Genomic DNA, 24,996 nt, shown 5'->3' on the forward strand with positions numbered 1-24,996 from the left:
AGCAGCGCGCCCGGGCCCCCGTAATCGGGAGCCCGGGCGCGTCACCCGGCGACTAGAAGAACATCACCGGTTGTACTGACCGAAGTCGTACTCCTCCAGCGGAACAGCCTCGCCACTGCCGGTCCCGAAGGTGTAGTCGGCGGCGGAGCCGTCGTAGCCACCCACGGTGTACATGGCCGCCTTGGCCTCCTCGGTCGGCTCCACCCGGATGTTCCGGTACTGGGGCATGCCCGTGCCGGCCGGGATGAGCTTACCGATGATGACGTTCTCCTTCAGGCCCAGCAGCGAGTCGGACTTGGCGTGGATCGCCGCGTCCGTCAGCACCCTGGTCGTCTCCTGGAAGGAGGCCGCCGACAGCCACGACTCGGTGGCCAGCGACGCCTTGGTGATGCCCATGAGGACCGGACGGCCGGCGGCCGGCGAGCCGCCCTCCGCCACCGTCTCGCGGTTCATCAGCTCGAAGCGCGGCCGCTCCACGAGCTCGCCGGGCAGCAGGTCGGTGTCACCGGACTCGAGCACGTTCACGCGCTTGAGCATCTGGCGCACGATGATCTCGATGTGCTTGTCGTGGATGGACACACCCTGCGACCGGTAGACCTGCTGGACCTCCGCCACCAGGTGCAGCTGCACGGCCCGCGGGCCGAGGATGCGCAGCACCTCGTTGGGGTTGACCGCACCGGCGACGAGCTGCTGACCGACCGTGATCCGCTGACCGTCCTGCACGAGCAGGCGCGAGCGCATCGACACCGGGTAGGCGATCTCTTCCGAGCCGTCGTCCGGAGTGATGACGATCTTCCGGGTCTTGTCGGTCTCGTCGATGCGAGCCCGGCCCTCGGCCTCGGAGATCGGGGCGACACCCTTGGGGATGCGCGCCTCGAACAGCTCCGTGACACGGGGCAGACCGTGGGTGATGTCGGCGCCGGCCACACCACCGGTGTGGAACGTACGCATGGTCAGCTGCGTGCCAGGCTCACCGATCGACTGGGCGGCGATGATGCCGACCGCCTCGCCGACGTCCACGAGCTTGCCGGTGGCCAGCGAGCGGCCGTAGCAGGTCGCGCAGACACCGATCTTGGCCTCGCAGACGAGCGCGCTGCGGGTGCGGACGGTCTCGATGCCGGCCTGGACCAGCGCGGTGACGTGGTTGTCGTTGATGTCGACACCCGCCGCCGCGATGACCTTGCCGTCGACCTCGACGTCCTCGGCCAGGATGCGGCCGTGCACGTTGGACTCGGCGTTCTCGGCCTTGACCAGGTTGCCCGACGCGTCGCGCTCGCCGACGTGCAGCGGGACGGCGCGGTCGGTGCCGCAGTCGATCTCGCGCACGATGACGTCCTGCGCCACGTCCACCAGACGACGGGTCAGGTAGCCCGAGTCGGCGGTACGCAGGGCGGTGTCGGCCAGACCCTTCCGCTGACCGTGGGTGGAGATGAAGTACTCCAGCACCGACAGGCCCTCGCGGAACGAGGCCTTGATCGGCCGCGGGATCGTCTCACCCTTGGTGTTGGACACCAGGCCGCGGATGCCGGCGATCTGCCGGACCTGCATCTTGTTACCACGGGCGCCGGAGTTGACCATCATCCAGACCGGGTTGGTCGCCGGGAAGGCGTTGACCATGTCGGTCTCGACGTCGGCCGTCGCGTGCGTCCAGATCTCGATGAGCTCCTGACGGCGCTCCTCGTCGGTGATCAGACCGCGCTCGTACTCCCGCTGGACCTTGTCGGCCCGGCGCTCGTAGTTTTCCATGATGTCGGTCTTGTTCGGCGGCGCGACGACGTCCTCGATCGAGATCGTGACACCGGAGCGCGTCGCCCAGCGGAAGCCGGCGTCCTTGAGCGCGTCGAGCGAAGCGGCGACCTCGATCTTGGGGTAGGTCTCCGCCAGCTCGTTCACGATCGTGGACAGCTGCTTCTTGCCGACCTGGAAGTCGACGAACGGGTAGCTGTCGGGCAGCGTCAGGTTGAACAGGCACCGGCCGAACGTGGTCTCCAGCCGGATCGGGTCACCCTGCTCCCAGCCCTCGGGCGCGACCCAGTCGCGCGGCGGCAGGATGTCCTTCATCCGGAGCTGGATCTTCGCCTGAATCTCCAGCTCGCGGCGGTCGAAGGCCATCTGCGCCTCGGCGATCGAGCCGAACACGCGGCCCTCGCCGATCGCGCCTTCCTTCTGGGTGGTCAGCCAGTAGAGGCCGATGACCATGTCCTGGGTGGGCATCGTCACGGGCTTGCCGTCGGCCGGCTTGAGGATGTTGTTGGTCGAGAGCATCAGGATGCGTGCCTCGGCCTGGGCCTCAGCCGACAGCGGCAGGTGCACGGCCATCTGGTCGCCGTCGAAGTCCGCGTTGAACGCGGTGCAGACGAGCGGGTGGATCTGGATGGCCTTGCCCTCGACCAGCTGCGGCTCGAACGCCTGGATGCCCAGACGGTGGAGCGTCGGAGCGCGGTTGAGCAGCACAGGGTGCTCGGTGATGACCTCTTCGAGCACGTCCCACACCACGGGGCGGGCGCGCTCGACCATCCGCTTGGCCGACTTGATGTTCTGCGCGTGGTTGAGGTCCACGAGCCGCTTCATCACGAACGGCTTGAACAGCTCCAGCGCCATCTGCTTGGGCAGACCGCACTGGTGCAGCTTGAGCTGCGGGCCGACGACGATGACCGAACGGCCGGAGTAGTCGACTCGCTTGCCCAGCAGGTTCTGGCGGAAACGACCCTGCTTACCCTTGAGCATGTCGCTCAGGGACTTCAGCGGCCTGTTGCCGGGACCGGTGACCGGGCGACCGCGACGGCCGTTGTCGAACAGCGCGTCGACGGCCTCCTGCAGCATCCGCTTCTCGTTGTTCACGATGATCTCGGGCGCACCGAGGTCGAGCAGACGCTTGAGGCGGTTGTTCCGGTTGATGACCCGGCGGTAGAGGTCGTTGAGGTCGGAGGTCGCGAACCGGCCACCGTCGAGCTGCACCATCGGGCGCAGGTCCGGCGGGATGACCGGGATGCAGTCGAGCACCATGCCGCGCGGCGAGTTGGTGGTGTTGAGGAACGCCGACACCACCTTGAGCCGCTTGAGCGCGCGGGCCTTCTTCTGGCCCTTGCCGCTGCGGATCGTCTCGCGCAGGTTCTCAGACTCGACGTCGAGGTCGAAGCTGATCAGGCGGTCCTGGATCGCCTGCGCGCCCATGCCGCCCTTGAAGTAGCGGCCGAAGCGGTCGCGCATCTCGCGGTAGAGCAGCTCGTCGCCCTCGAGGTCCTGGACCTTGAGGTTCTTGAAGCGGCTCCAGACCTCGTCGAGCCGGTCCAGCTCGCGCTGGGCCCGGTCGCGGAGCTGACGCATCTCGCGCTCGGCACCCTCGCGGACCTTGCGGCGCTGGTCGCCCTTGGCCCCGGCGGCCTCGAGCTCGGCCAGGTCGGCCTCGAGCTTCTTCTGCCGGGTCTCGACGTCGGCGTCACGGCGCTGCTCGATGTGCTGCCGCTCGACGGAGATCTTCGCCTCCAGCGAGGGCAGGTCACGCTCACGCATCTCGGTGTCGACATGCGTGATCATGTAGGCCGCGAAGTAGATGACCTTCTCCAGGTCCTTCGGGGCCAGGTCGAGCAGGTAGCCGAGGCGCGACGGGACGCCCTTGAAGTACCAGATGTGCGTGACCGGCGCGGCCAGCTCGATGTGGCCCATCCGCTCACGACGCACCTTGGCGCGAGTCACCTCGACGCCACAGCGCTCACAGATGATGCCCTTGAAGCGGACGCGCTTGTACTTGCCGCAGTAGCACTCCCAGTCGCGGGTCGGACCGAAGATCTTCTCGCAGAAGAGCCCGTCCTTTTCCGGCTTGAGGGTGCGGTAGTTGATGGTCTCGGGCTTCTTGACCTCGCCGTGCGACCACTGACGGATGTCGTCGGCCGTCGCGAGGCCGATCCTGAGCTCGTCGAAGAAGTTGACGTCCAGCATTTTGTGCGATCTCCCCCTCAGACTTCTTCCACGCTGCTCGGCTCACGCCGGGACAGATCGATGCCGAGCTCTTCCGCCGCGCGGAAGACGTCCTCGTCCGTGTCGCGCATCTCGATGGACATGCCGTCGCTGGAGAGCACCTCGACATTGAGGCACAGCGACTGCATTTCCTTGATGAGGACCTTGAAGGACTCCGGAATGCCCGGCTCGGGAATGTTCTCGCCCTTGACGATGGCCTCGTAGACCTTCACCCGGCCGAGAACGTCGTCGGACTTGATGGTCAGCAGCTCCTGCAGGGCGTAGGCGGCGCCGTACGCCTCCAGCGCCCACACCTCCATCTCACCGAAGCGCTGGCCACCGAACTGCGCCTTACCACCCAGCGGCTGCTGGGTGATCATCGAGTACGGACCCGTCGAACGCGCGTGGATCTTGTCGTCGACCAGGTGCAGCAGCTTGAGGATGTAGATGTAACCGACCGAGATGGGATACGGGAACGGCTCACCGGAACGGCCGTCGAACAGCTGCGCCTTGCCGCTGCGCTGCACCATCCGGTCACCGTCGCGGTTGGCGATGGTGTTGTCGAGGAGACCGACGATCTCCTCCTCGTGGGCGCCGTCGAAGACCGGCGTGGCCATGTTGGTGCGCGGGGCCACCTTCTCGAAGCCCTTGTCACGCAGCCGCTCGGCCCACGCCTCGGCGACGCCGGAGATGTCCCAGCCGCGGGCGGCGATCCACCCCAGGTGGGTCTCCAGCACCTGGCCGACGTTCATCCGGCCGGGCACGCCCAGCGGGTTGAGGATGATGTCGACCGGCGTGCCGTCCTCCAGGAACGGCATGTCCTCCACGGGCAGGATCTTGGAGATGACGCCCTTGTTGCCGTGCCGACCGGCCAGCTTGTCGCCGTCGGTGATCTTGCGCTTCTGGGCCACGTAGACGCGGACCAGCTCGTTCACACCGGGAGGCAGCTCGTCGCCCTCCTCGCGGGAGAACACGCGAACGCCGATGACCTTGCCCTGCTCGCCGTGCGGCACCTTCAGCGAGGTGTCACGGACTTCGCGGGCCTTCTCACCGAAGATCGCGCGCAGCAGCCGCTCCTCCGGCGTCAGCTCGGTCTCACCCTTGGGCGTGACCTTGCCGACCAGGATGTCACCGGGGACGACCTCGGCGCCGATGCGGATGATGCCGCGCTCGTCCAGGTCGGCCAGGACCTCCTCGGAGACGTTCGGGATGTCCCGGGTGATCTCCTCGGGGCCCAGCTTGGTGTCGCGGGCGTCGACCTCGTGCTCCTCGATGTGGATCGAGGACAGCACGTCGTCCTGCACCAGTCGCTGGGACAGGATGATCGCGTCTTCGTAGTTGTGGCCCTCCCACGGCATGAACGCCACCAGGAGGTTCTTGCCCAGCGCCATCTCGCCCTTGTCGGTGCAGGGACCGTCGGCGATGACCTGGTTGACCTCCACCCGGTCGCCCTCGGCGACGATGGGCTTCTGGTTGAACGAGGTGCCCTGGTTGGAGCGCTTGAACTTGGCGACACGGTAGGTGGTGCGCGTGCCGTCGTCGTTCATGACGGTGATGTAGTCGGCGGAGACCTCCTCGACCACACCCGCCTTCTCGGCGTTGATGACGTCGCCGGCGTCGGTCGCGGCACGGTATTCCATGCCGGTGCCGACCAGCGGCGACTCGCTCTTCAGCAGCGGCACGGACTGCCTCTGCATGTTGGAGCCCATGAGCGCGCGGTTGGCGTCGTCGTGCTCGAGGAAGGGGATCATCGCGGTGGCCACCGACACCATCTGGCGCGGCGACACGTCGATGTAGTCGACCTCCTCGGCCCGCATGAGCTCGGTCTCACCGCCCTTGGTGCGGACCAGGACGCGAGGCTCGGCGAACGAGCCGTCGGCGTTGAGCACCGTGTTGGCCTGCGCCTTGACGTAGCGGTCTTCCTCGTCGGCGGTCAGGTAATCGATCTGCTCGGTGACCTTGCCGTCGACGACCTTGCGGTAAGGCGTCTCGACAAACCCGAAGGCGTTGATCCGCCCGTAGGAGGCCAGCGAGCCGATGAGGCCGATGTTCGGGCCTTCAGGGGTCTCGATCGGACACATCCGGCCGTAGTGGGACGGGTGCACGTCACGGACCTCGAAGCCGGCCCGCTCACGGGACAGACCACCGGGACCCAGCGCGGACAGACGCCGCTTGTGCGTCAGGCCGGCCAGCGGGTTGGTCTGGTCCATGAACTGCGACAGCTGCGAGGTGCCGAAGAACTCCTTGATCGACGCCACGACCGGGCGGATGTTGATCAGGGTCTGCGGCGTGATCGCCTCGACGTCCTGCGTGGTCATACGCTCGCGAACGACGCGCTCCATACGGGCCAGGCCCAGGCGGACCTGGTTCTGGATGAGCTCGCCGACACTGCGCAGACGACGGTTGCCGAAGTGGTCGATGTCGTCGACCTCGACGATGATCTCGCGGTCGTTGGCACCCGGCATCGACTCCTCGCCCGCGTGCAGGCGGACGATGTACTCGATCGTGGCGACGATGTCGTCCTCGGTCAGGGTGCCCTGCGAGATCTCCGAGTCGACCCCGAGCTTCTTGTTGATCTTGTAACGACCGACCTTGGCCAGGTCGTACCGCTTGGGGTTGAAATAGAGGTTCTCCAGCAGGGTCTGCGCCGACTCCTTGGTCGGCGGCTCACCCGGCCGCAGCTTGCGGTAGATGTCCAGCAGCGCGTCATCCTGGCCGGCCGTGTGGTCCTTCTCCAGGGTGGCCCGCATCGATTCGTACTGGCCGAACTTCTCGAGGATCTGCTCGCTGGTCCAGCCCAGCGCCTTGAGCAGCACCGTGACGGCCTGCTTGCGCTTGCGGTCGATGCGAACACCGACGCTGTCGCGCTTGTCGATCTCGAACTCCAGCCAGGCACCCCGCGACGGGATGACCTTGCAGCCGAACAGGTCCTTGTCGGACGTCTTGTCGACATTGCGTTCGAAGTAGACACCGGGCGAACGGACCAGCTGCGAGACCACGACACGCTCGGTGCCGTTGATGATGAATGTGCCCTTCGGCGTCATGAGCGGGAAATCGCCCATGAACACCGTCTGGCTCTTGATCTCACCGGTGGTGTTATTGATGAACTCCGCCGTCACGAACATCGGGGCGGAGAAGGTCATGTCCTTGTCTTTGCACTCATCTACTGAGTACTTCGGCGGCTCGAATCGGTGGTCGCGGAACGACAAGGACATGGTCCCCGAGAAGTCCTCGATCGGACTGATCTCTTCGAAGATCTCTTCGAGGCCCGACTGAGTCGGGACGTCCTTGCGCCCGGCCTGGCGAGCCGCCTCTACCCGGGCCTTCCACTTCTCGTTTCCGAGCAGCCAGTCGAACGACTCGGTCTGCAGAGCGAGAAGGTCAGGAACTTCGAGGGGCTCCTGGATGCGCGCGAATGACACGCGACGGGGACCAGCGGGTACGGCGGAGGCGTTGCGCGAGGCTGCCAACAGATGTCCTTCCGAGGGCTCGCGGCGGACTGACTACACGCACGCCAGACAACCTCGCAACGTGAGCAAGCGGAGCGGGTCGTCAAAGGGCAGCGCAAAGGGGCAGTGTAGCCGAACGGCACACGCCTGTCCACTTCGCTCTCGCTTCATGCTCCACGTTGGTCGCAGCATCGCCCGTTCAGGCGGAAACGTCAAGCCCACAAGCCCGACTTTTAGCCGACTAGGGGCCCGGACGCTGGGTTTTCTCCCCTGTGTGACCGGGCGCCTACCGCCAGGCCCAAGACGATACCCGCGAACGGGGGCGGTTAACGCTCCGTCACACCGGGGGCCGAACCCATGCCGACAACCGGTGTAGCTGTGACGGAGATACCCGCTCCAATGGCTTCGCTAAACCTGATTTTTGGTAACAATTGAACGAAGCGGCGCGCCGTAGGCGTCAGGCAGTCCCGAGCAGGGTCGACAGGTCGGCCACCAGCCAGCGTGATCCTTGCCGGACCATGACGAACCTGGCGCGGTTCTGGGTGAACTGTTGCTGTGGCGCGGCCTCGCCCGGAACGTTCTTGACCATACCCGTGTTCACGAACAGCAGAACCTCTACGCGATCGGGCGCCGCCCGCTCGACTGCCGCCCCCGCCACGGCCACCGTCTGCACGATCTTCTGCGCCTTGGCCCTGGACACCAGGGACGTGGTCAGCTCCTTGTAGTGCTTGGTCAACTCCCCGGTCGTGTGCGTCCCCGCCCGGGCCAGATCCTCCTCCACCGTCCGGTAGTCGTAGGAGAGCAGATCGGGCGCCACCTCCTTGGCCGCCGCCATCGCCTGCGTCCCGGCCGCGTCGGCCGCCCGCAGGTCGCGCAGGTTGAACCACATCGTGGGCACCAGCACCCCGGCCACCACCACGAGGATCCCCAGCAGCACGATCGTGACCGTCCTCACCTGGCCCTCCACCACCTCATGCCACCTGCACCGCCTTGGACACCAGCCAGGCGCCGCCGACCTTGGCCAGCTCCATCGACCAGCGGTAGTACCGCTCCTGCGGCGGGCTCTTGGAGCCGTCCCAGCGGATCTCCACGTCGGCCACGACCAGCACCTTGGCCGTGGTGCCGGCCAAGGAGGCCAGCCCCGTGGCACGCAGCACGCCGTGCTGGATGACCTTGTTCTGGACCGTGGTGGACTTGAGCTTGGCGGCGCTGGCCTCGTACTCCGCCCTGGCCGGCCCGGTCGAGGTGTCGAGGATGCGCCTGATGTCGGCGTCGACGGTCTTGTAGTCGAGCGAGATCAGGTTCTTCGCGTGGGTCCCCGCCGCCAGGAGCGCCGCTTGCTTGTCGCCTGCCCTGCCCTGCTCCTCGCGCGCCTGCGCGGCGATCCACACGCCCAGGCCGACCAGCACCGCGAGCACTCCGCTGAGCGCGGCGATCAGGATGCGGGCGGGCCGGGCGGCAAGTCCTGCCACGTCACTCACCCCTTCCCCAGCCGGTCGCCGGATCATAACCCCCGGCTCCGCGCTGGAGCCCCCGAACCAACCGAGACGGTAGAGGACGTGGCACGAATCGGGCAACGAGCCCGGATCTCCCCGATATGCCCTCAGGCGGCCCTCAGCTGCCCGCTGAGGGCCTGGCGCCGCCCTGCCTGACAGGAAGTCAGGGGCTCACTGGACGCCGTGGAGGTGGGCGTTCACGAGGCGGGGATACTCCTCCAGCCAGTTACGCCCGCGTTCGTCGACGAACGACCCCTGCGGCGGGATCACGCCGTTGGCCGCCAGCCACGCCCCCGGCGGCTGCTGCGAGCGACGGATCCGGTTGCCGGTCGGCATGAGCTGCGGCGGGATCGGCGGCAGCACGCCGGGGTCGAGCCCCATCTGGGCCTCGGCCTCCAGCTCGGAGAGGTCCTTCTCCTCCGACATGCCGATGGGGCCGTGCCTCCTGGCGTTGAGGAACTGCCGCACCACCGGCTCGTCGCTCGACAGCAGCATCTCGCGCGGGCCGAACATGACCAGCTCGCGCCTGAACAGCATCCCGATGCTGTCGGGGACAGTACGGGCGGTGTTGATGTCGTGCGTCACGATCAGGAACGTCGCCTCGATCTCGGCGTTGAGGTCGACGATGGTCTGGTTGAGCAGCGCGGTGCGGACCGGGTCGAGGCCGGAGTCGGGCTCGTCGAACAGGATGATCTCCGGGTCCAGCACCAGCGCCCTGGCCAGCCCGGCGCGCTTGCGCATGCCGCCGGAGATCTCCCCGGGCAGCTTGGACTCCGCGCCGACCAGGCCGACCAGCTCCACCTTCTCCATCACGATCTGGCGGATCTGCGACTCGGTCTTCTTGGTGTGCTCGCGCAGCGGGAAGGCGATGTTGTCGTAGAGGTTGAGCGAGCCGAACAGCGCCCCGTCCTGGAAGAGCACCCCGAACAGCCGGCGCAGCTCGTAGAGCTTGTTCTCGTTGCAGTTGGCCAGGTCGTAGCCGTCGATCCAGATGTGGCCGCGATCGGGCCGCAGCAGGCCCACCAGCGTCTTGAGGAAGACCGACTTCCCGGTGCCCGAGGGGCCGAGCAGGACGGAGATCTCGCCCGCGGGGAGCGTGAGCGAGACGTCCTCCCAGATGACCTGCCGGCCGAACGACTTGGTCAGCCCGTCGACCACGACCTCGACTCCCACTGGACACCTTCCGATCGCAGGCAGTATTCAGGGGCCTCTCAACCGTAACGGCGGCCGACCGAATTGGAACCCGTTCCAATAACTTGTTACGGCGCGGTTATGAGCCCTCCGGGCCGGCGAGCGCCTGCAGGCCGGGCCGCAGCAGCCGGGCGATCTCCTCCTGCGGCACCCCGCGCAGCTCGTCGAGGTCGAGCAGCTGATGCCCGACGGTCACGCCGAGCATGATCATCATCATCAGCGCCGCCCGCAGCCTCGCGTCCTCGCCCGGTACGACCTGGGCCAGCCGGTCGATCTGCTCACCCAGCACCTTGCGCGCCGAGACGGCCGCCTCGGGGTGCGTGAGCATGGACCGCATCATGGCCAGCGAGCTCTGCGGCAGCTCGCCCAGCTTCAGGCCGAGCGTGCCGAGCACCTGCTCGACCACCTCGTCGGCGCCCAGCGCGCCGTGCGCGACCGCCGCCACCCGCACGGCCCGCTGGAAGAGCTCCTGCTTGCTGCCGAAGTACTGCATCACGAGGGCGGGATCGACTTCGGCCCGCCTGGCGATGGCCCTGATGGTGGCCCGCTCGAACCCGACCTCGGCGAACAGCGCCCTGGCGGACTCCAGGATCCGCTCCTCGCTCCTGCGCCGCCGCTCGGCCCGCGGAAGCCCCTTCTCGACCACGCCCCGACTCTACATGCGTTGACCGACCTCGCCCATTCACTCTACGCTCGTTGAGTCAACGCCTGTTGAGCGAACTGGAAGGGATTCCCCATGTCCATCGAAGAGATCGTCACCGCCTACCACGCGGCCATGCTCCACAAGTCCGCCGACGAACTGGCCGGCCTCTACGCGGAGGACGGGCTGCACGAGTTCCCGTTCGGGGGGCTGGCGCCGTTCAAGGGGAGGGAGGAGATCCGCGCCGGGTACCGGGCGATGTGGGGCGCGATGCCGTTCAAGCCCGACGAGGTACGGCGGGTCTCGCTCCACCAGGCGACCGACCCGGAGGTCGTGCTGGTGGAGCAGGACACGTTCGTCACGGTCGCCGGGCAGTCGATCACCGTCCCGGGCCTGCTCGTGCTCAGGATCAGGAACGGCCTGATCATCCACACCAGGGACTACATGGACACCGGCGCCGTCACCCAGGTCCGCGCCGCCGCCGCCTCGCTCAAGCCTGCGTGAGGTCGAAGACCGTCGTCCCTCCCACGGTGGTGGCGCTGAAGGTCTCCTGCACCCAGGCCGCGATCCGGGCCGCGTCGTCGCTGCCGCCCGTGCTGCGGCCGCCCATCCCCATCCCCATCCCCGTGCCGACGAAGTAATGGATCTTCTTCTCGGCGACGTACTGCTTGAACTGCTCCAGCGTCGGCGCGGGGTCGGTGCCGTTGAAGCCGCCCACCGCCATCACCGGCGCGCCGGCGGCGAGCTGGTAGCCGGCCGCGTTGTTGGAGCCCACCGTCGCCGCCGCCCACGTGTACGCGGAGGCGTCCGTCTTCAGCAGCGCGGTCAGCTCGGCGGCCGGAGTGCCAGCGTTGAGCAGCCCGCCCATGCCGCCCCGCCCCATCCCCCGGCCACCGGGCGGTGCCTGGAACGCCTGCCGGCCGGCTGACGGGCCGTTCCCGGGCATCTGCCGGAACTGCCGGCCGCCGCCACCGAACCCGCCGGGCCCGCCGAAGCCCCTGCCACCGGTGGAGGGCCCCGCCGTCGGAATGGCTCCGGTGTGCGCCGACGAGGCCGTGTCCACCGCGTACGCGGCCGGACCCGCCAGGGACGCCAGGCACGCCACCACGGCGACGGCCACCACGACCAGGGCCCGGCGCGCGAACAACATCGCCAGAGCCGCCCCCAGCCCCGCCACCAGCACGACCACGCCCAGCCAGGAGTTCCACTCCGCGCTGCGCGACAGCAGCACGTACGACCACACGGCAGTGCCGGCCGTGATCACCGCCAGCGGCCGGTACGCCCGCCGCTCCCACAGGACGGCCGCCCCCATGCCCACCAGCACCGCGATCGCCGGAGCCAGGGCCACGGTGTAGTACGCGTGGAAGATGCCCTGCATCAGGCTGAAGACCAGCCCGGTCACGATCAGCCAGCTCCCCCAGACCCAGGTGGCGGCCCGGACCGGATCGACCCGCGGCGCCCGCCGGGTGACCCAGGTGACGGCGGCCAGGAGCACCAGCGCCGCCGGAAGCAGCCAGGCGATCTGCCCGCCCGCCTCGGTGTCGAACAGCCGCAGCCACCCGGCCTGCTGGTTCAGGTTGCCCAGCCCGCCGTAGTCGCCGCCGTTGAGCCGCCCGATCCCGTTGTAGCCGAGCGCCAGCTCCAGCACGCTGTTGGTCTGGGAACCCCCGATGTACGGCCGCTCGGAGGCCGGCACCAGCGCCACCGCCAGCACCCACCACCCGGCCGAGACCACCATGGCCACACCGGCCAGCGACAACTGCCACATCCGCCGCCAGAACGGCACCGGCGCCGTAACGAGATAAACCAGGGCGAACCCCGGCAACACCAGGAACGCCTGCAACATCTTCGCCAGGAACGCGAACCCGATCGCCGCCCCCGCCAGCACCAGCCACCGCGTGGCCCCGCGTTCCTGCGCCCGCACCACGCAGTACCCGGCGGCCGTCAGCAGCAGCACCAGCAGCGCGTCGGGGTTGTTGAACCTGAACATCAACACGGCCACCGGCGTCAACGCCATCACGGCCCCGGCCAGCAGCCCGGCCCAGACGTTGGTCAACCTGCGCACGGACGCGTACACCAGCGCCACCGTGCCGACGCCCATGAGCGCCTGAGGAACGAGAATGGCCCAGGAATTGAGCCCGAACAGCCGCACGCTGAGCGCCATCGGCCACAAGGAGGCGGGCGTCTTGTCGACGGTTATCGCGTTCGCGGCGTCGGAGGACCCGAAGAAGAACGCCGTCCAGCTCTGGCTGCCCGCCTGAACGGCCGCCGAATAGAACGAATTTGCCCATCCGGAGGCGCCGAGACCCCAGATGTAGAGCACTCCGGTGCCTATGAGCAGGGCGGTCAGCGCCCAACGGGACTTCGCTTCGGTAACCACAGCTCGCACGCTAGGCAAGCCGCTTCGCGGTGCGATGAGACGGACATGAGAATCTCCTGAGCGAGGCCGCTCAGGGCACGAAAAAGGGGCGGTGGACATCCGGCACCAGGATGTCCCCGCCCCTTTTCAGCGAACAGAAACCGTCTTACTTGACGGTCACGGTGGCGCCGGCGCCCTCGAGGGCAGCCTTGGCCTTCTCCGCCTGCTCCTTGTTGACCTTGCCGTCGAAGACGGCCTTGGGAGCGCCGTCCACCAGGTCCTTGGCCTCCTTGAGGCCCAGGGACGTGAGGGCGCGGATCTCCTTGATGACCTGGATCTTCTTGTCGCCGGCAGCCTCGAGGATGACGTCGAACTCGTCCTGCTCCTCGACGGCCGGGGCCTCGGCGCCACCCGCGGGGGCGGCGGCGGCAACGGCGACGGGGGCGGCGGCCTTGACGTCGAAGACCTCTTCGAACTGCTTCACGAACTCGGACAGCTCGAGGAGGGTCATCTCCTTGAACGCGTCGAGCAGCTCGTCGGTGCTGAGCTTCGCCATGATGCTTATTCCTTACGTTCGGGACTTGCTGAAACTAGAAACGGGACCGCGGGTGTTGCGGCAACCCCCGTGTTACTCGCCCGCCTCGTCGCGCTTCGCGCGCAGGGCGTCGGCCAGCTGAGCCATCTGCGTGGGGAGCGCGGCGAACACAGCAGCGGCAGCGCTCTGCTTCGCCTTGAGCGCGCCAGCAAGCTTCGCGAGGAGGACCTCGCGGGACTCGAGGTCGGCGAGCTTGGTGATCTCGGTGGCGTCGAGCGTCTTGCCCTCGAGGACACCGCCCTTGATCACCAGAAGGGGATTGGCCTTGGCGAAGTCACGCAGACCCTTGGCGGCCTCGACAACGTCGCCGTTGACGAAGGCGATCGCGGTCGGACCGGCGAGCAGGTCATCGAGACCCGAGAATCCGGCCTGGTTGGCCGCAATCTTGGTCAGGGTGTTCTTCGCCACGGCGAACTTCGCATTCTCACCGAGAGACTTACGCAGCTCCTTGAGCTGCGCGACGGTGAGACCGCGGTACTCGGTCAGAACGGCGGCAGCGCTGCCTTCGAACTCACTCTTGAGCTCGGCAACCGCTGTCGCCTTATCCGCCCTCGCCATGGGCCTCCTTCCAGATGTGCCGCCGGCGAAGGCCCTGAAAATGAGAACAGCCCCGGGCGCAGGGCGCACACGGGGCTCACGCACATGGGTCACACCATGTGGGAAACTCGCATCACACCTGCGCGGGCCGTCCACAAGATGTGGATCCTTCGGTCGCCAGGCATTGAGGCACCTGACGACGACCGGCGGTCTTCGGCAACGACCAGAGTACGTCCTGGCCGCCGAGTTTCCAAATCGTTCTCAGTTGGTCGTGCCCTTGGGCATCTCCCCGACCTGGTCAGCGGGCGGGGCCTCGATGGTCACCGGCTCGTTGAAGCCCTTGAAGAGCAGGGTGGCGTCGAGCGTGGCGCCTTCCTTGGAGCCGTTCAGCGCGAGCTTGCGCGGCAGGCCGTCGGAGGCCACCCAGATGTCGAACTTGACGTCCTTGAGCTCCGCCAGGTTCGTACGCGCCTGCTCCTGCTGGTCGGCGGGCAGCAGCTGCACGGCCGCGTCCACCGGGAACGTGCCGCTGTAGTGCGTGGTGTCCGTGCCGTTGACGCTCTCGTTGCCGGCCGACTTCACGTCCTGCGAAGCCGTGACGAGCTTGGTCACGTTGCCCAGGTCGAACTGCTGGATCTTGCTCAGGTAGTCGTTCACCTGCGAGGAGTCGCCCATCTCGCTGAGCGATACCTTGATCCACGGCTTGGTCGCGCCCACGAGGTCCTTGAGCGCCTCCACCTTGACGTAGACGGTGTCGCCCTGCAGCACGGCGCGCACGCCGCCCGGCAGGCTCTTCCCGCCCATGTCGACGGTGTCCAGGGTGAGGTCGACGGCGAGCTGGGGCTTGCTCTGGTAGAGCATGCGCCCCTGCACCTTGCCCGAGCCCTCCTGCGGGTGCGTGACGTTCACCACGGCGTCGACCGTGTAGCTGCTGACCTCGGAGGTCTTCTGCGCGGCCTGCGCGAGCACCTCAGAGGCGGCCAGGTTGACCTGGATGGGCTGGGCGTTCGATCCACAACCGGCGACCGCCGCCACGACGAGCGCGGCACCGGCCGCAGTGAGTCCTATCGTGCGCTTCAGCATGTCTTGACCCTACTTTTAAGTGGCATCGCCGTTGCGACTTCCCCTCATAAATAAGGGAAAACCCAGGGTTATCCCCCACACCCCTCACACATTCCCTGCACAACTCGACTCAGCCCAGGCCCGCCTGCCTGAAGACCTCGTACGAGCCACCCCGGCCCGGCGCCGCGAGGCGGAAAGCCACCACACCGCGATCACGGCCCTGCCCCCCGCCCGAGCGCCCCCATCCACCGCCCGAGCGCGACCGACGCCGCCGCACGCGCGCTCCTTAGGCGCCCAGCCCCGCTCGGGGCCGCCTGCGCGCAGGACGGAAGGCCGCCATCGCCATCGCGATCACGGCCCCCCACCGCCTGAGCGCGACCGACAGCGCCGGCACACGCCCGCCCGAAAGCCACCGGCAAGCCGCATCGAAGCGCCCGGCCCCGCGCGGGTCCCCGGGTTCGGGGGGCCGTCGTGCGGGCGGCCATCGTGCGAGCGGGCCGTGGGCGGTGGCCATCGTGCGGGCGGGCCGTGGCGCGGGCGGCTGTGGTGCGGGTGGGCCGTGGTGCGGGCAGGCATCGTGCGGGCGGCCGTCGTGGCACAGGGCGCGTGAATCCGGGCGCCCGTCCCGCGCCGCTGGGAGGCGATCCCCGTACGGCGGGGCGGTGGCCACGGCCCGCCGCGGGAAAACGGCCCTCCGCGAGAAACCACAGCCCGCCAGAGGAAAAAGAAAGAGCCCCGCCCGAAACCGGGCGAGGCTCGATCAGAAAAACGCTTACGCGTCGAGCTCAGCGGTGAGGCCGCGCGTGACGTTCGGGTCGACCGGGACGCCGGGGCCCATGGTCGTGGAGAACGTGACCTTCTTCAGGTAGCGCCCCTTGGCCGCGGACGGCTTGAGACGCAGCACCTCGTCAAGGGCGGCGGCGTAGTTCTCGATGAGCTGGCGCTCGCCGAACGACGTCTTGCCGATGATGAAGTGGAGGTTGGCCTGGCGGTCGGTGCGGAACTCGATCTTGCCGCCCTTGATCTCCGTGACGGCCTTGGCGACGTCGGGCGTCACCGTGCCGGTCTTGGGGTTGGGCATGAGACCGCGCGGACCGAGCACGCGGCCCAGGCGACCCACCTTGCCCATCATGTCGGGCGTGGCCACCACGGCGTCGAACTCGTTGAGCCGGTTGCCCTTGGAGATCTCGTCGATCAGCTCGTCGGCGCCGACGATGTCGGCACCCACCTCGCGGGCCGCCTCGGCACGGTCACCGGTCGCGAAGACCAGGACCCGGGCGGTCTTGCCGGTGCCGTGCGGGAGGTTGACCGTGCCGCGCACGATCTGGTCGGCCTTACGAGGGTCGACGCCCAGCCGCAGCGCGACCTCGACGGTGGCGTCGAACTTGGTGGTCGACGTCTCCTTGGCCAGCTTCGCTGCCTCGATGGGCGTGTAGAGCTTGTCGCGGTCGACCTTGCCGGCCGCGTCCTTGTGCGCCTTGCTGCGCTTCATTGCTAACTCCTAGTGGTACGCGGGCCCGAGGGCCCTCCCACAACGTCTGGAAAGGGTGTTACTCGGCGACGGTGATGCCCATCGACCGGGCGGTGCCGGCGATGATCTTCTCGGCCGCCTCGATGTCGTTGGCGTTGAGGTCGGGCATCTTCGTCTCGGCGATGCTGCGCAGCTGCTCGCGGCTGAGCTTGCCCACCTTGTCGCGGTGCGGGACCGCGCTGCCCTTGTCGAGACCCAGGGCCTTCTTGATCAGCTCAGGCGCCGGCGGCGTCTTCGTGATGAAGGTGAAGCTGCGGTCTTCGAAAATGGTGATCTCAACGGGGATGATGTTGCCCCGCTGGGACTCCGTCGCAGCGTTGTACTGCTTGACGAAGTCCATGATGTTCACACCGTGGGGACCGAGCGCGGTACCCACCGGCGGCGCCGGGGTGGCCTGTCCAGCGGGGAGCTGGACCTTCACCAGAGCGGCTATTTTCTTCTTCGGAGGCATTTGTCCTTCTCCGGGTCCTGATTGCGATGCCTGTCAGGGCCAGCGGATTGCAGCCCTGACACGTCGGAGGCCGCCCTCATGATCAGGCGGCCGACCGAACGTCTCAGTGTATGTGATTGTTCTAGATCTTCGAGACCTGGTTGAACGAGAGCTCGACCGGGGTCTCGCGGCCGAAGATCGAGACGAGCACCTTGAGCTTCTGCGACTCGGGGCTGATCTCGCTCACCGAGGCCGGCAGCGTGGCGAACGGGCCGTCCATGACCGTGACGGACTCGCCGATCTCGAACTCGACCGCGGGGCCGGCGCTCGCCTTGGAGGCGGCCTTCTTGGTCTCCTCGGTCGGCTCGGGCGCCAGCAGCTTGGCGACCTCGTCGAGGCTGAGCGGGCTCGGCTTGTTGGACAGGCCGACGAAGCCGGTCACACCGGGCGTGTTACGCACGGCGGCCCAGGACTCGTCGGTCAGCTCCATGCGCACCAGCACATAGCCGGGCAGCACGCGCTCCTTGACCGGCACCTTCTTGCCGCTCTTGAACTCCTGGACGGTGTGCGTCGGCACCTCGACCTGGTAGATGTAGTCCTCCATGTTGAGCGACACGTTGCGGCTCTCGATGTTGGACTTCACGCGATTCTCGTAACCGGCGTAGGAGTGGATGACGTACCACTCACCGGGAAGGCCGCGCAGCGAGCTCTTGAACTCCTCGACGGGATCGACGTCGGGAAGAACCGTCTCGTCCTCGACGTCGGAAGCCTCGGCTGCCTCGTCGCTCTCCGCGACCTCGGCCTCCTCCTGGAGCTCCGCCTCCTCGGCGGACTCCTCAGTGGCCTCTTCCAGCTCGTCGTCCCACTCCTCGCGGGACTCGCCGGCCGGAACTGAAGACTCGGACACGGTGACTCTTCCTCTTTCGTCGTATCGAACTGGCGACTCCGTCAGCTGTCACCGGCGGCGTCTCGATCAGCCGCCGCCGAAGACCTTGAGGACTGCCCATCCCAGGGCGCTGTCGAGCCCGTACACGATCGCCACCATGATCAGAACGAATACCAGAACGACCGTGGTGTAGGTGATGAGATCCTTGCGTGTCGGCCAGATGACCTTGCGGAGCTCGTTGACGACCTGCCGATAGAAAAGGGCAGGCGAAGTGCGCGTCTTCTTTTCGCCACTCGGCTTGTCTGCGGTCTCGCCGCGCGTGTCGATCGCCACAGTCCTCACCTGAATCTGTCGTATCCAACGCAGTTTTGCGGCGCGCTTACACGCCCATTATTGCGCGGACCGCACTCGCAGGGCACGAGGGACTCGAACCCCCAACCGCCGGTTTTGGAGACCGGTGCGCTACCAATTGCGCCAGTGCCCTATGTCGCTAGACCAGACTACCCTGATCGACCCACTGCCTGGACCGAACCGCTCGCCGACATGCGGTGCGGAAGGACCGATCGAAAGCATACGGGTGATTGCCGGGTACGTCGAACCCAATCCCGATCGCCCAGGTCACCGAGCACATGGGACCATGGAGCCATGTCCACCCGACCCCGCGTCTCCGCGAGAATCTCCGCTATTTCCGAGTCCGCCACGCTCGCCGTGGACGCCAAGGCCAAGGCGATGAAGGCGGCCGGGCGGCCCGTCATCGGCTTCGGCGCGGGCGAGCCCGACTTCCCGACGCCCGGCTACATCGTCGAGGCGGCGATCCAGGCCGCCCGCGAGCCGCGCTTCCACAAGTACACGCCGGCGGGCGGCCTGCCCGAGCTCAAGCAGGCCATCGCCGACAAGACCCGGCGCGACTCCGGCTACGCGGTCGAGGCCTCGCAGGTGCTGGTCACCAACGGCGGCAAGCAGGCGGTCTACGAGGCGTTCGCGACGCTGCTCGACCCGGGCGACGAGGTCCTGGTCGTGGCGCCCTACTGGACCACCTATCCCGAGGCGATCAAGCTGGCGGGCGGCGTGCAGGTCGACGTCGTGACCGACGAGTCCACCGGCTACCTGGCGAGCGTCGAGCAGCTGGAGGCCGCGCGCACCGAGCGGACGAAGGTCCTGCTGTTCGTCTCGCCGTGCAACCCGACGGGCGCGGTCTACTCCCGCGAGCAGACGGAGGCGATCGGCCGGTGGGCGGCCGAGCACGGCCTGTGGGTCGTCACGGACGAGATCTACGAGCACCTCGTGTACGGCGGCGCCGAGTTCACCAGCATCGCCACGGCCGTGCCCGAGCTCGGCGACCGGGTCGTGATCCTCAACGGCGTGGCCAAGACCTACGCGATGACCGGCTGGCGCGTGGGCTGGCTGATCGGCCCCTCCGACGTCGTCAAGGCGGCCACCAACCTGCAGTCCCACGCCACCTCCAACGTCGCCAACGTGTCCCAGGTGGCCGCGCTGGCCGCGGTGTCCGGCGACCTGTCGGCGGTGGCGGAGATGCGCACGGCGTTCGACCGGCGCCGCCAGACGATGGTCCGGATGCTCAACGAGATCCCGGGCGTGTTCTGCCCGGAACCGAAGGGGGCGTTCTACGCGTACCCGTCGGTCAAGGAGCTGATCGGCAAGGAGCTGCGCGGCCGGCGGCCGCAGTCGTCCGGCGAGCTGGCCGAGCTGATCCTGGAGGAGGCCGAGGTGGCGGTGGTGCCGGGTGAGGCGTTCGGCACGCCGGGCTACTTCCGCCTGTCGTACGCGCTGGGCGACGACGACCTGGTCGAGGGCGTCAGCCGGGTGGCCAAGCTGCTGTCAGAGGCACATTAGTCGTTCAGGGTGCCTGGTCCAGGGCGACGCCGGCGGCGACGTGCCTGATCTGGGCGGCCAGGCCGGGCGTCGCGGCGATGTAGACCGCGGTGCCCGGCCGCTCCAGCCACATGAAGTTGCGCACGCCGGTGCGCGTGTTCCAGCGCAGCGCCGGCATGCCCCGGTACGCCGTCAGCGACGACCTGGCGACCAGCGTGACGAACTCCTCGGCGGTCCGCGCCCCGCACACGACGCCGACGTACATCTGCTCGTCCTCGCGCCGCCAGATCACGCCCTTGGCCTCCAGCGGGCGGGTGAGCGAGCCCAGGCGGCCGAACGAGCCCGCCCTGGTCATCCCATCGGGCATGGCGGGCAGCCCCACCTTGGTCTGACCGCAGGCCAGCCAGACGCCCTGGTGCGGGGCGTGCGCGGAGGACGGCGGCGAGGCGATCGCCTCGGGCGCGGGCACGTCGTCCGCGCCGCACCCGTTCAGCGCGAACATGAGGAGCACCGCTGCCAGACGCCGCATCGACCCCCCAGGAACGCATGGAAAAGGCTCTTAGTCTCCTACAGGACTCTTGACTGAGGCAGCAATTGCCACCAGTTCGCCACCGAGGGAATCGCTGACCCGGATCCACGCCCCCGTGCCCGCGCGCTCCATCCAGATGATCATCCGGCCGCCGTTCGGATGCCTGCCGACCACGGCGGGCCTGCCGCGCACGGTGACGGGGCGGGCGTCGAGCAGGGCGGCCTTCCTGGTGTAACTCACCCAGTCGGCGGCGGGCTCGACCTGGGCCTCCACGAACCGCTGGGCCGAGCCGAACCTGGCCCACGACCCCTTCGGCTTGACGGGTCCCCCGCCGCTGCGCTCCAGCCCCGCGGGGAGGTAGGTGAGCCAGAGATCGTCGGAGACCACCGCGAGGGTGGCCTCGGCGACGGAGGCCCCGACCATGACAGGGCCCTCCACAGGGGCCGGGCGCGGACGCCCGAACCCCGAGGAGAAGAGCGCGTAGATGATCAGAGTTGTCGCCGCGAAGGCCAGCGCCGTGAGCGCCGCGCGGCCTCCCTGCCCGATGCCGGCAGGCCCCTCAGGGATCATGCAAGGTTGATCCCCCGTTCGGCCTCAACCGTACCGCGGGTTCAGCCGGTCGCGCGGATGCCTTCCGCGATCTTCTTCGCCTCGGCCGGGCCGTCCACGTCCTTGGCGTAGTCGGGGCTGATGCACACCTCGACCGCGAGCCCGTCACGCAGCTTCCAGGCGATCGTGAGCGTGCCCTCCGACACGACCTCGCCGCCCTCGCCGAGCGTCGCCAGGCGCGCCTTCGCGCCGCCGATGTCCACGGTCTCGGCGCCGGCCTTGGGGAAGCGGGCCATGGCGCTCTTGGCGGCCTCTCCCTCGAACACGATCACCTGTACGGAGTAGCGCCCAGGCTCGTTGCCCGGCTTGTCATAAGTGGTGGTGAAACTGTGCTTGCCGAACCCGTCCTTGCCCGACCACTTGCCCCATTCGAGCCCTTCCGGCAGGTAATCCAGGCGGATGCCGCCGAACTCCCGCCCGTCGCCCAGATCGCCCAGGTCCTGCGGCATCGTGACAGGAGGCGGCTCCAGGGTGAGCTCGACATGGCTGCCGGGCGCGACCTGCTCCCCGGCCGCGGGCTTCTGCCCGATCACCCGGTTGTTCCGCACCTCCTCCGCCGCCATGTCGGCCAGCAGCCCGGCCGCGCGCAGGAGGGGCACCGCCTCGGTGACGGGCTTGCCCGTCACGTCCGGCACGGTCACGTCGTTCCGCACCACGGCCCGGTCCTGACCGGTCGCGGCCTCCCCTCCGGCGGGTTCCCCGGAGTTCAGCGCCACGGGCACGGCCACCGCCACCGCCGCCGTGACGAGCGCCGCGCCCGCCACGCGGAAGCGGAGCACGCGCGAGCGGTTGCCGCGCCGTACGGACCTGCCCAGGTCCGGCGGGGCCTGCACGTCGGCAACGTGCGCCCTCATGGCGTCCGCGAGGTCGTCCTCGATCCTCATCTGGTCACTTCCTTTGCGACAGTCATGTTTTCGCGGACCCTGGCGAGCCCCCGCGCCGCCTGGCTCTTCACGGTCCCGACCGAGCAGCCCAGCAGGGCCGCGGTGTCCCCTTCCGACTGGTCCTCCCAGTAGCGCAGGACGAGCACGGCCCGCATCTTGGGCGGCAGCCTGCGCAGCTCCCTGATGAGCGCGTGGCGCAGGTCGAGGTCGGGAGCGTCGGCGGCGGTCTCGGGCGGCCGGGCGAAGGTGATCTCCTGCACGATCTTGCGCCGCCGCGCCTTGCTGATCGCCGCGTTCACGACGACCTTGCGCGCGTAGGCCTCCGGGTTGTCCCGCCTGATCCGCGGCCAGTGCCGGTAGACCTTCTCCAGCGCGTGCTGCACCAGGTCCTCGGCGTCGTGCTCGGTCGCTCCGCAGACCAGGATCGCGGTGCGCAGCAGCGAGGTGCTCCGGGCGGCCAGGAACTCGTCGAAGGCCGCTTCATCGTCATCTGTCATGAGCGAAGGTCCCCTTTCGCCCTCCCCAACGCGCGAAGCGGTCCCGGGGTTGAGTGGCAAGATATGCAAATGGCAAGGCCCTTGAACACGCTGCCCAAGGCGCATCTACACCTGCATTTCACCGGATCGATGCGGCATTCCACGCTTATCGAGCTGGCCAGGGAGCAGGGGCTGCACCTGCCGGACGCGTTGGAGGAGGACTGGCCGCCCAAGCTGCGGGCCACCGACGAGCGCGGGTGGTTCAGGTTCCAGCGGCTGTACGACATCGCCAGGTCCGTGCTGACCCGTTCCGAGCACGTCTACCGGCTGCTGCGCGAGACGGCAGAGGACGAGGCGGCGGCCGGGTCCCGGTGGCTGGAGATCCAGGTGGACCCGTCGGGGTACGCGCAGCGGTTCGGCGGGCTGACGGCGACGCTGGAGCTGACGCTGGACGCGGCGCGCCTGGCGGCCGAGCACGCGGGGATCGGGATCGCGGTGGTCGTGGCGGCCAACAGGACCCGCCACCCGCTCGACGCGAACACGCTGGCCCGGCTCGCCACCCAGTACGCCGGCAAGGGCGTGGTGGGGTTCGGGCTGTCCAACGACGAGCGGCGGGGCGAGGCGAGGGACTTCGAGCGGGCGTTCAGGATCGCCAAGCGGGGCGGGCTGCTGTCCGTGCCGCACGGGGGCGAGCTGCTGGGCCCGCGCAGCGTGGCGCAGTGCGTGGACGACCTGGACGCGGACCGGGTCGGGCACGGGGTGCGGGCGGCGGAGGACGAGCGGCTCATGCACCGGCTGGCCGACCGGCAGATCTGCTGCGAGGTCTGCCCCACCTCCAACGTGGGGCTGGGGGTGGCCGAGCGGGCCGCCGACGTGCCGCTGCGGCGGCTGTTCGACGCGGGCGTGCCGATCGCCCTGGGGTCCGACGACCCGCTGCTGTTCGGCGCGCGGCTGCTGAGCCAGTACGAGCTGGCCAGGGACGTCTACGGCTTCAGCGACGCGGAGCTGGCCGAGCTGGCCCGCCAGTCCCTACGCTCCTCCGCGGCCCCCGAGCCGGTGCGCAAGGAGCTGCTGGCGGGCGTGGACGAGTGGCTGACAAGCTCACCCGAGTGACGTGGCGACGCGGACGGCCTCTTCCTCGGTCTTGACGCCTTCCAGGCGGTAGTTCAGGGCGTCCTGCTGCCAGATGAGGGTGGGGCCCGCCTGGCGCAGGGGGATCTCGGTGCCGTCCTGGCGGCTGAGGTAGCCGAGGGGGTGCGCCCCCGGGACCCACCAGGCCTGGTACGGCCCGACCTTGGTGTAGTCGGGCCAGGGCGGGCCGAGCTTCTTGAAGAGCACCGGGTCCAGGCCGCCGTCGAACTGGTCGAGCCGGACCCCGCCCGGCCAGAACATCGACACGACCCGGCCCCTGTCGGACACCGTGGTGCGCTCGGGCTCCCCCAGCGCCTTCGGCGTCCTGACCTGGAACTTCACCTCGGCCTTCAGGCCGTCCCGGTCCACGGGGTGCTCGTACGGCAGGGGCGTGACGCCGGTGACGGCCTTGGGCGGCGTGTCGCCGATCCGGAGCTCGATCCCGGCGAACCGCAGGATCCGTACCACCGCCGCCCGCCCCTGGGGGGTCGCGGCCGTGATCGCGATGACGACGAGGACGACGGCCGTGACGACCTTCCACCTCGCGCGCCGGCGCCGCACCGGAGACGGAGAGTGCGTCCGGGTGAGGCCGTGGGCCGGATCGGGCACCTCACCGCGCGAAGCCTCGTCCGGAGCCTCCAGGCGGGCGCGTACGGCCGCGGCGACGTCGGCGGGCGGCGGGACGGGGACGTCGAGGAGGTCGCCGAGCGCCAGGAGTTCGGACTCCAGGTCGTCGAAAGGCTCACGCGAGCTCATTGCCCACCTCCTCCCTCAGCCGGGCCAGCCCCCGATGCGTGCTGGACTTGACGGTGCCCACGGGCCAGTCGAGCACCTGCGCCGTCTCCGCCTCGGTCAGCTGTAAGAAGTACCGGCAGACGACGGCCTGGCGTTCCCGCTCGGGCAGCCGGCGTACCGCCTCCAGCAGGCGCGAGCGCCGGTCGCCGGCCACCGCGGTGCCCTCGGGGTCGTCGGGCGCGGCCACGGACGCCGTGGCGCTCAACCGTAAGGCCAGCTCGGAGCGGCGCCCCCGTGACCGGGTCAGGTTGTGGGTCTCGTTGGCCACGATCCGCAGCAGCCAGGGGCGGAACGGCGAGTTCCTGCGGAAGCCCGGCAGATGCCGGAACGCCTTGACGAACGCCTCCTGCACCACGTCCTCGGCCTCGTCCCCCGCCCCCAGCATGAAAGCGGTACGGTGGGCGAGCGCGCTGTAGCGGGCGACCAGCACCTCATAGGCGGCTTGGTCACCGGCGAGCGAGCGCTCGATCGCCTCGTCGTCGTCCATGGCGAGTCAGATTCCACCCCATTCGAGGTGCCCCGGGGAAGGGTCTTTCGCGTATCGGGTGAACGTCACCAGTGATCGGGGCATTAGACTCGGGCAATCCATGAGCCCCCCGAGAAGGA

The 24,996-nt window shown here is 68.6% G+C and carries 23 protein-coding genes and 1 tRNA gene; 3 read left to right on the forward strand and 21 right to left on the reverse strand.

Annotated elements, in window-relative coordinates; all coding sequences use genetic code 11:
• Positions 1-63: 63 nt before the first annotated feature.
• The 6 genes from ACWEPL_RS15030 to ACWEPL_RS15055 form a co-directional block, all read right to left on the reverse strand.
• Positions 64-3,939, reverse strand: coding sequence for a DNA-directed RNA polymerase subunit beta' (locus tag ACWEPL_RS15030; protein ID WP_350730968.1), 3,876 nt, complete (start codon positions 3,937-3,939; stop codon positions 64-66).
• Positions 3,940-3,956: 17 nt separating this feature from the next.
• Positions 3,957-7,427: a DNA-directed RNA polymerase subunit beta gene (gene rpoB, locus ACWEPL_RS15035; RefSeq protein WP_363962184.1), complete on the reverse strand. Its 3,471-nt coding sequence runs from the start codon at positions 7,425-7,427 to the stop codon at positions 3,957-3,959.
• 436 nt (positions 7,428-7,863) lie between these two features.
• Entirely contained in the window at positions 7,864-8,361 is a 498-nt protein-coding gene (locus ACWEPL_RS15040; RefSeq protein ID WP_350733430.1) for a hypothetical protein, read from the reverse strand.
• Between the two features lie 16 nt (positions 8,362-8,377).
• Positions 8,378-8,878, reverse strand: a complete 501-nt coding sequence (locus tag ACWEPL_RS15045) for a hypothetical protein (protein ID WP_355204541.1) — start codon at positions 8,876-8,878, stop codon at positions 8,378-8,380.
• A gap of 195 nt (positions 8,879-9,073) precedes the next feature.
• Complete coding sequence (locus ACWEPL_RS15050) at positions 9,074-10,075, reverse strand: ABC transporter ATP-binding protein (protein WP_363962183.1); 1,002 nt, start codon at positions 10,073-10,075, stop codon at positions 9,074-9,076.
• 97 nt (positions 10,076-10,172) lie between these two features.
• On the reverse strand, positions 10,173-10,739 hold the full coding sequence (locus ACWEPL_RS15055; protein WP_363962182.1) for a TetR/AcrR family transcriptional regulator: 567 nt from the start codon (positions 10,737-10,739) through the stop codon (positions 10,173-10,175).
• A gap of 90 nt (positions 10,740-10,829) precedes the next feature.
• On the opposite strand from ACWEPL_RS15055, the gene ACWEPL_RS15060 reads away from it, so the two are divergent.
• Positions 10,830-11,237, forward strand: a complete 408-nt coding sequence (locus ACWEPL_RS15060) for a nuclear transport factor 2 family protein (RefSeq protein ID WP_363962181.1) — start codon at positions 10,830-10,832, stop codon at positions 11,235-11,237.
• On the opposite strand, the gene ACWEPL_RS15065 is transcribed toward ACWEPL_RS15060, so the two are convergent.
• The 9 genes from ACWEPL_RS15065 to ACWEPL_RS15105 all read right to left on the reverse strand — a co-directional run bounded on the left by ACWEPL_RS15065 (position 11,224) and on the right by ACWEPL_RS15105 (position 18,617).
• Positions 11,224-13,113 carry an ArnT family glycosyltransferase gene (locus tag ACWEPL_RS15065; RefSeq protein WP_452436456.1) on the reverse strand — a complete coding sequence of 630 codons (1,890 nt, stop codon included), beginning with the start codon at positions 13,111-13,113 and terminating at the stop codon, positions 11,224-11,226. The two genes, ACWEPL_RS15060 and ACWEPL_RS15065, sit on opposite strands and share 14 nt — an antisense overlap.
• A gap of 145 nt (positions 13,114-13,258) precedes the next feature.
• Positions 13,259-13,648: a 50S ribosomal protein L7/L12 gene (rplL, locus tag ACWEPL_RS15070; RefSeq protein WP_350733420.1), complete on the reverse strand. Its 390-nt coding sequence runs from the start codon at positions 13,646-13,648 to the stop codon at positions 13,259-13,261.
• A 72-nt stretch (positions 13,649-13,720) separates the two neighbouring features.
• On the reverse strand, positions 13,721-14,245 hold the full coding sequence (rplJ, locus tag ACWEPL_RS15075; protein WP_350733418.1) for a 50S ribosomal protein L10: 525 nt from the start codon (positions 14,243-14,245) through the stop codon (positions 13,721-13,723).
• 240 nt (positions 14,246-14,485) lie between these two features.
• Positions 14,486-15,307 (reverse strand): LppX_LprAFG lipoprotein, encoded by an 822-nt coding sequence (locus tag ACWEPL_RS15080; RefSeq protein WP_363962179.1) that lies wholly within the window; start codon positions 15,305-15,307, stop codon positions 14,486-14,488.
• 751 nt (positions 15,308-16,058) lie between these two features.
• Positions 16,059-16,778 carry a 50S ribosomal protein L1 gene (gene rplA, locus ACWEPL_RS15085; RefSeq protein ID WP_350733415.1) on the reverse strand — a complete coding sequence of 240 codons (720 nt, stop codon included), beginning with the start codon at positions 16,776-16,778 and terminating at the stop codon, positions 16,059-16,061.
• 58 nt (positions 16,779-16,836) lie between these two features.
• Entirely contained in the window at positions 16,837-17,268 is a 432-nt protein-coding gene (gene rplK, locus ACWEPL_RS15090; protein WP_138719455.1) for a 50S ribosomal protein L11, read from the reverse strand.
• Between the two features lie 121 nt (positions 17,269-17,389).
• Positions 17,390-18,154, reverse strand: a complete 765-nt coding sequence (nusG, locus tag ACWEPL_RS15095; protein ID WP_350733413.1) for a transcription termination/antitermination protein NusG — start codon at positions 18,152-18,154, stop codon at positions 17,390-17,392.
• A 66-nt stretch (positions 18,155-18,220) separates the two neighbouring features.
• Positions 18,221-18,466: a preprotein translocase subunit SecE gene (gene secE / locus ACWEPL_RS15100; protein WP_357725570.1), complete on the reverse strand. Its 246-nt coding sequence runs from the start codon at positions 18,464-18,466 to the stop codon at positions 18,221-18,223.
• A 78-nt stretch (positions 18,467-18,544) separates the two neighbouring features.
• Positions 18,545-18,617 (reverse strand) — tRNA-Trp (locus tag ACWEPL_RS15105).
• Positions 18,618-18,778: 161 nt separating this feature from the next.
• On the opposite strand from ACWEPL_RS15105, the gene ACWEPL_RS15110 reads away from it, so the two are divergent.
• Positions 18,779-19,987, forward strand: coding sequence for a pyridoxal phosphate-dependent aminotransferase (locus ACWEPL_RS15110; RefSeq protein ID WP_350733411.1), 1,209 nt, complete (start codon positions 18,779-18,781; stop codon positions 19,985-19,987).
• 4 nt (positions 19,988-19,991) lie between these two features.
• On the opposite strand, the gene ACWEPL_RS15115 is transcribed toward ACWEPL_RS15110, so the two are convergent.
• Genes ACWEPL_RS15115 through ACWEPL_RS15130 form a run of 4 tightly spaced genes read right to left on the reverse strand, consistent with a single transcriptional unit; the run spans position 19,992 to position 22,485 of the window.
• Positions 19,992-20,495 (reverse strand): hypothetical protein, encoded by a 504-nt coding sequence (locus tag ACWEPL_RS15115; RefSeq protein WP_363962178.1) that lies wholly within the window; start codon positions 20,493-20,495, stop codon positions 19,992-19,994.
• A gap of 30 nt (positions 20,496-20,525) precedes the next feature.
• Complete coding sequence (locus tag ACWEPL_RS15120) at positions 20,526-21,065, reverse strand: hypothetical protein (protein ID WP_363962177.1); 540 nt, start codon at positions 21,063-21,065, stop codon at positions 20,526-20,528.
• Positions 21,066-21,106: 41 nt separating this feature from the next.
• A complete protein-coding gene (locus ACWEPL_RS15125) occupies positions 21,107-21,988 on the reverse strand; it encodes a PASTA domain-containing protein (RefSeq protein WP_363962176.1) in 882 nt (293 codons plus the stop codon).
• Entirely contained in the window at positions 21,985-22,485 is a 501-nt protein-coding gene (locus tag ACWEPL_RS15130) for a SigE family RNA polymerase sigma factor (protein WP_363962175.1), read from the reverse strand. The genes ACWEPL_RS15125 and ACWEPL_RS15130 overlap by 4 nt, the downstream gene beginning before the upstream one ends.
• Positions 22,486-22,554: 69 nt before the next feature.
• Here ACWEPL_RS15130 and ACWEPL_RS15135 point away from each other — a divergent pair, with 69 nt between their 5' ends.
• Positions 22,555-23,577 (forward strand): adenosine deaminase, encoded by a 1,023-nt coding sequence (locus tag ACWEPL_RS15135; RefSeq protein ID WP_452436457.1) that lies wholly within the window; start codon positions 22,555-22,557, stop codon positions 23,575-23,577.
• On the opposite strand, the gene ACWEPL_RS15140 is transcribed toward ACWEPL_RS15135, so the two are convergent.
• Both ACWEPL_RS15140 and ACWEPL_RS15145 read right to left on the reverse strand, forming a co-directional pair.
• Entirely contained in the window at positions 23,566-24,351 is a 786-nt protein-coding gene (locus ACWEPL_RS15140; RefSeq protein WP_452436458.1) for a hypothetical protein, read from the reverse strand. The two genes, ACWEPL_RS15135 and ACWEPL_RS15140, sit on opposite strands and share 12 nt — an antisense overlap.
• Complete coding sequence (locus ACWEPL_RS15145) at positions 24,338-24,877, reverse strand: RNA polymerase sigma factor (protein WP_363962172.1); 540 nt, start codon at positions 24,875-24,877, stop codon at positions 24,338-24,340. The genes ACWEPL_RS15140 and ACWEPL_RS15145 overlap by 14 nt, the downstream gene beginning before the upstream one ends.
• Positions 24,878-24,996 lie beyond the last annotated feature (119 nt).

This window comes from Nonomuraea sp. NPDC004186, from assembly GCF_053603495.1.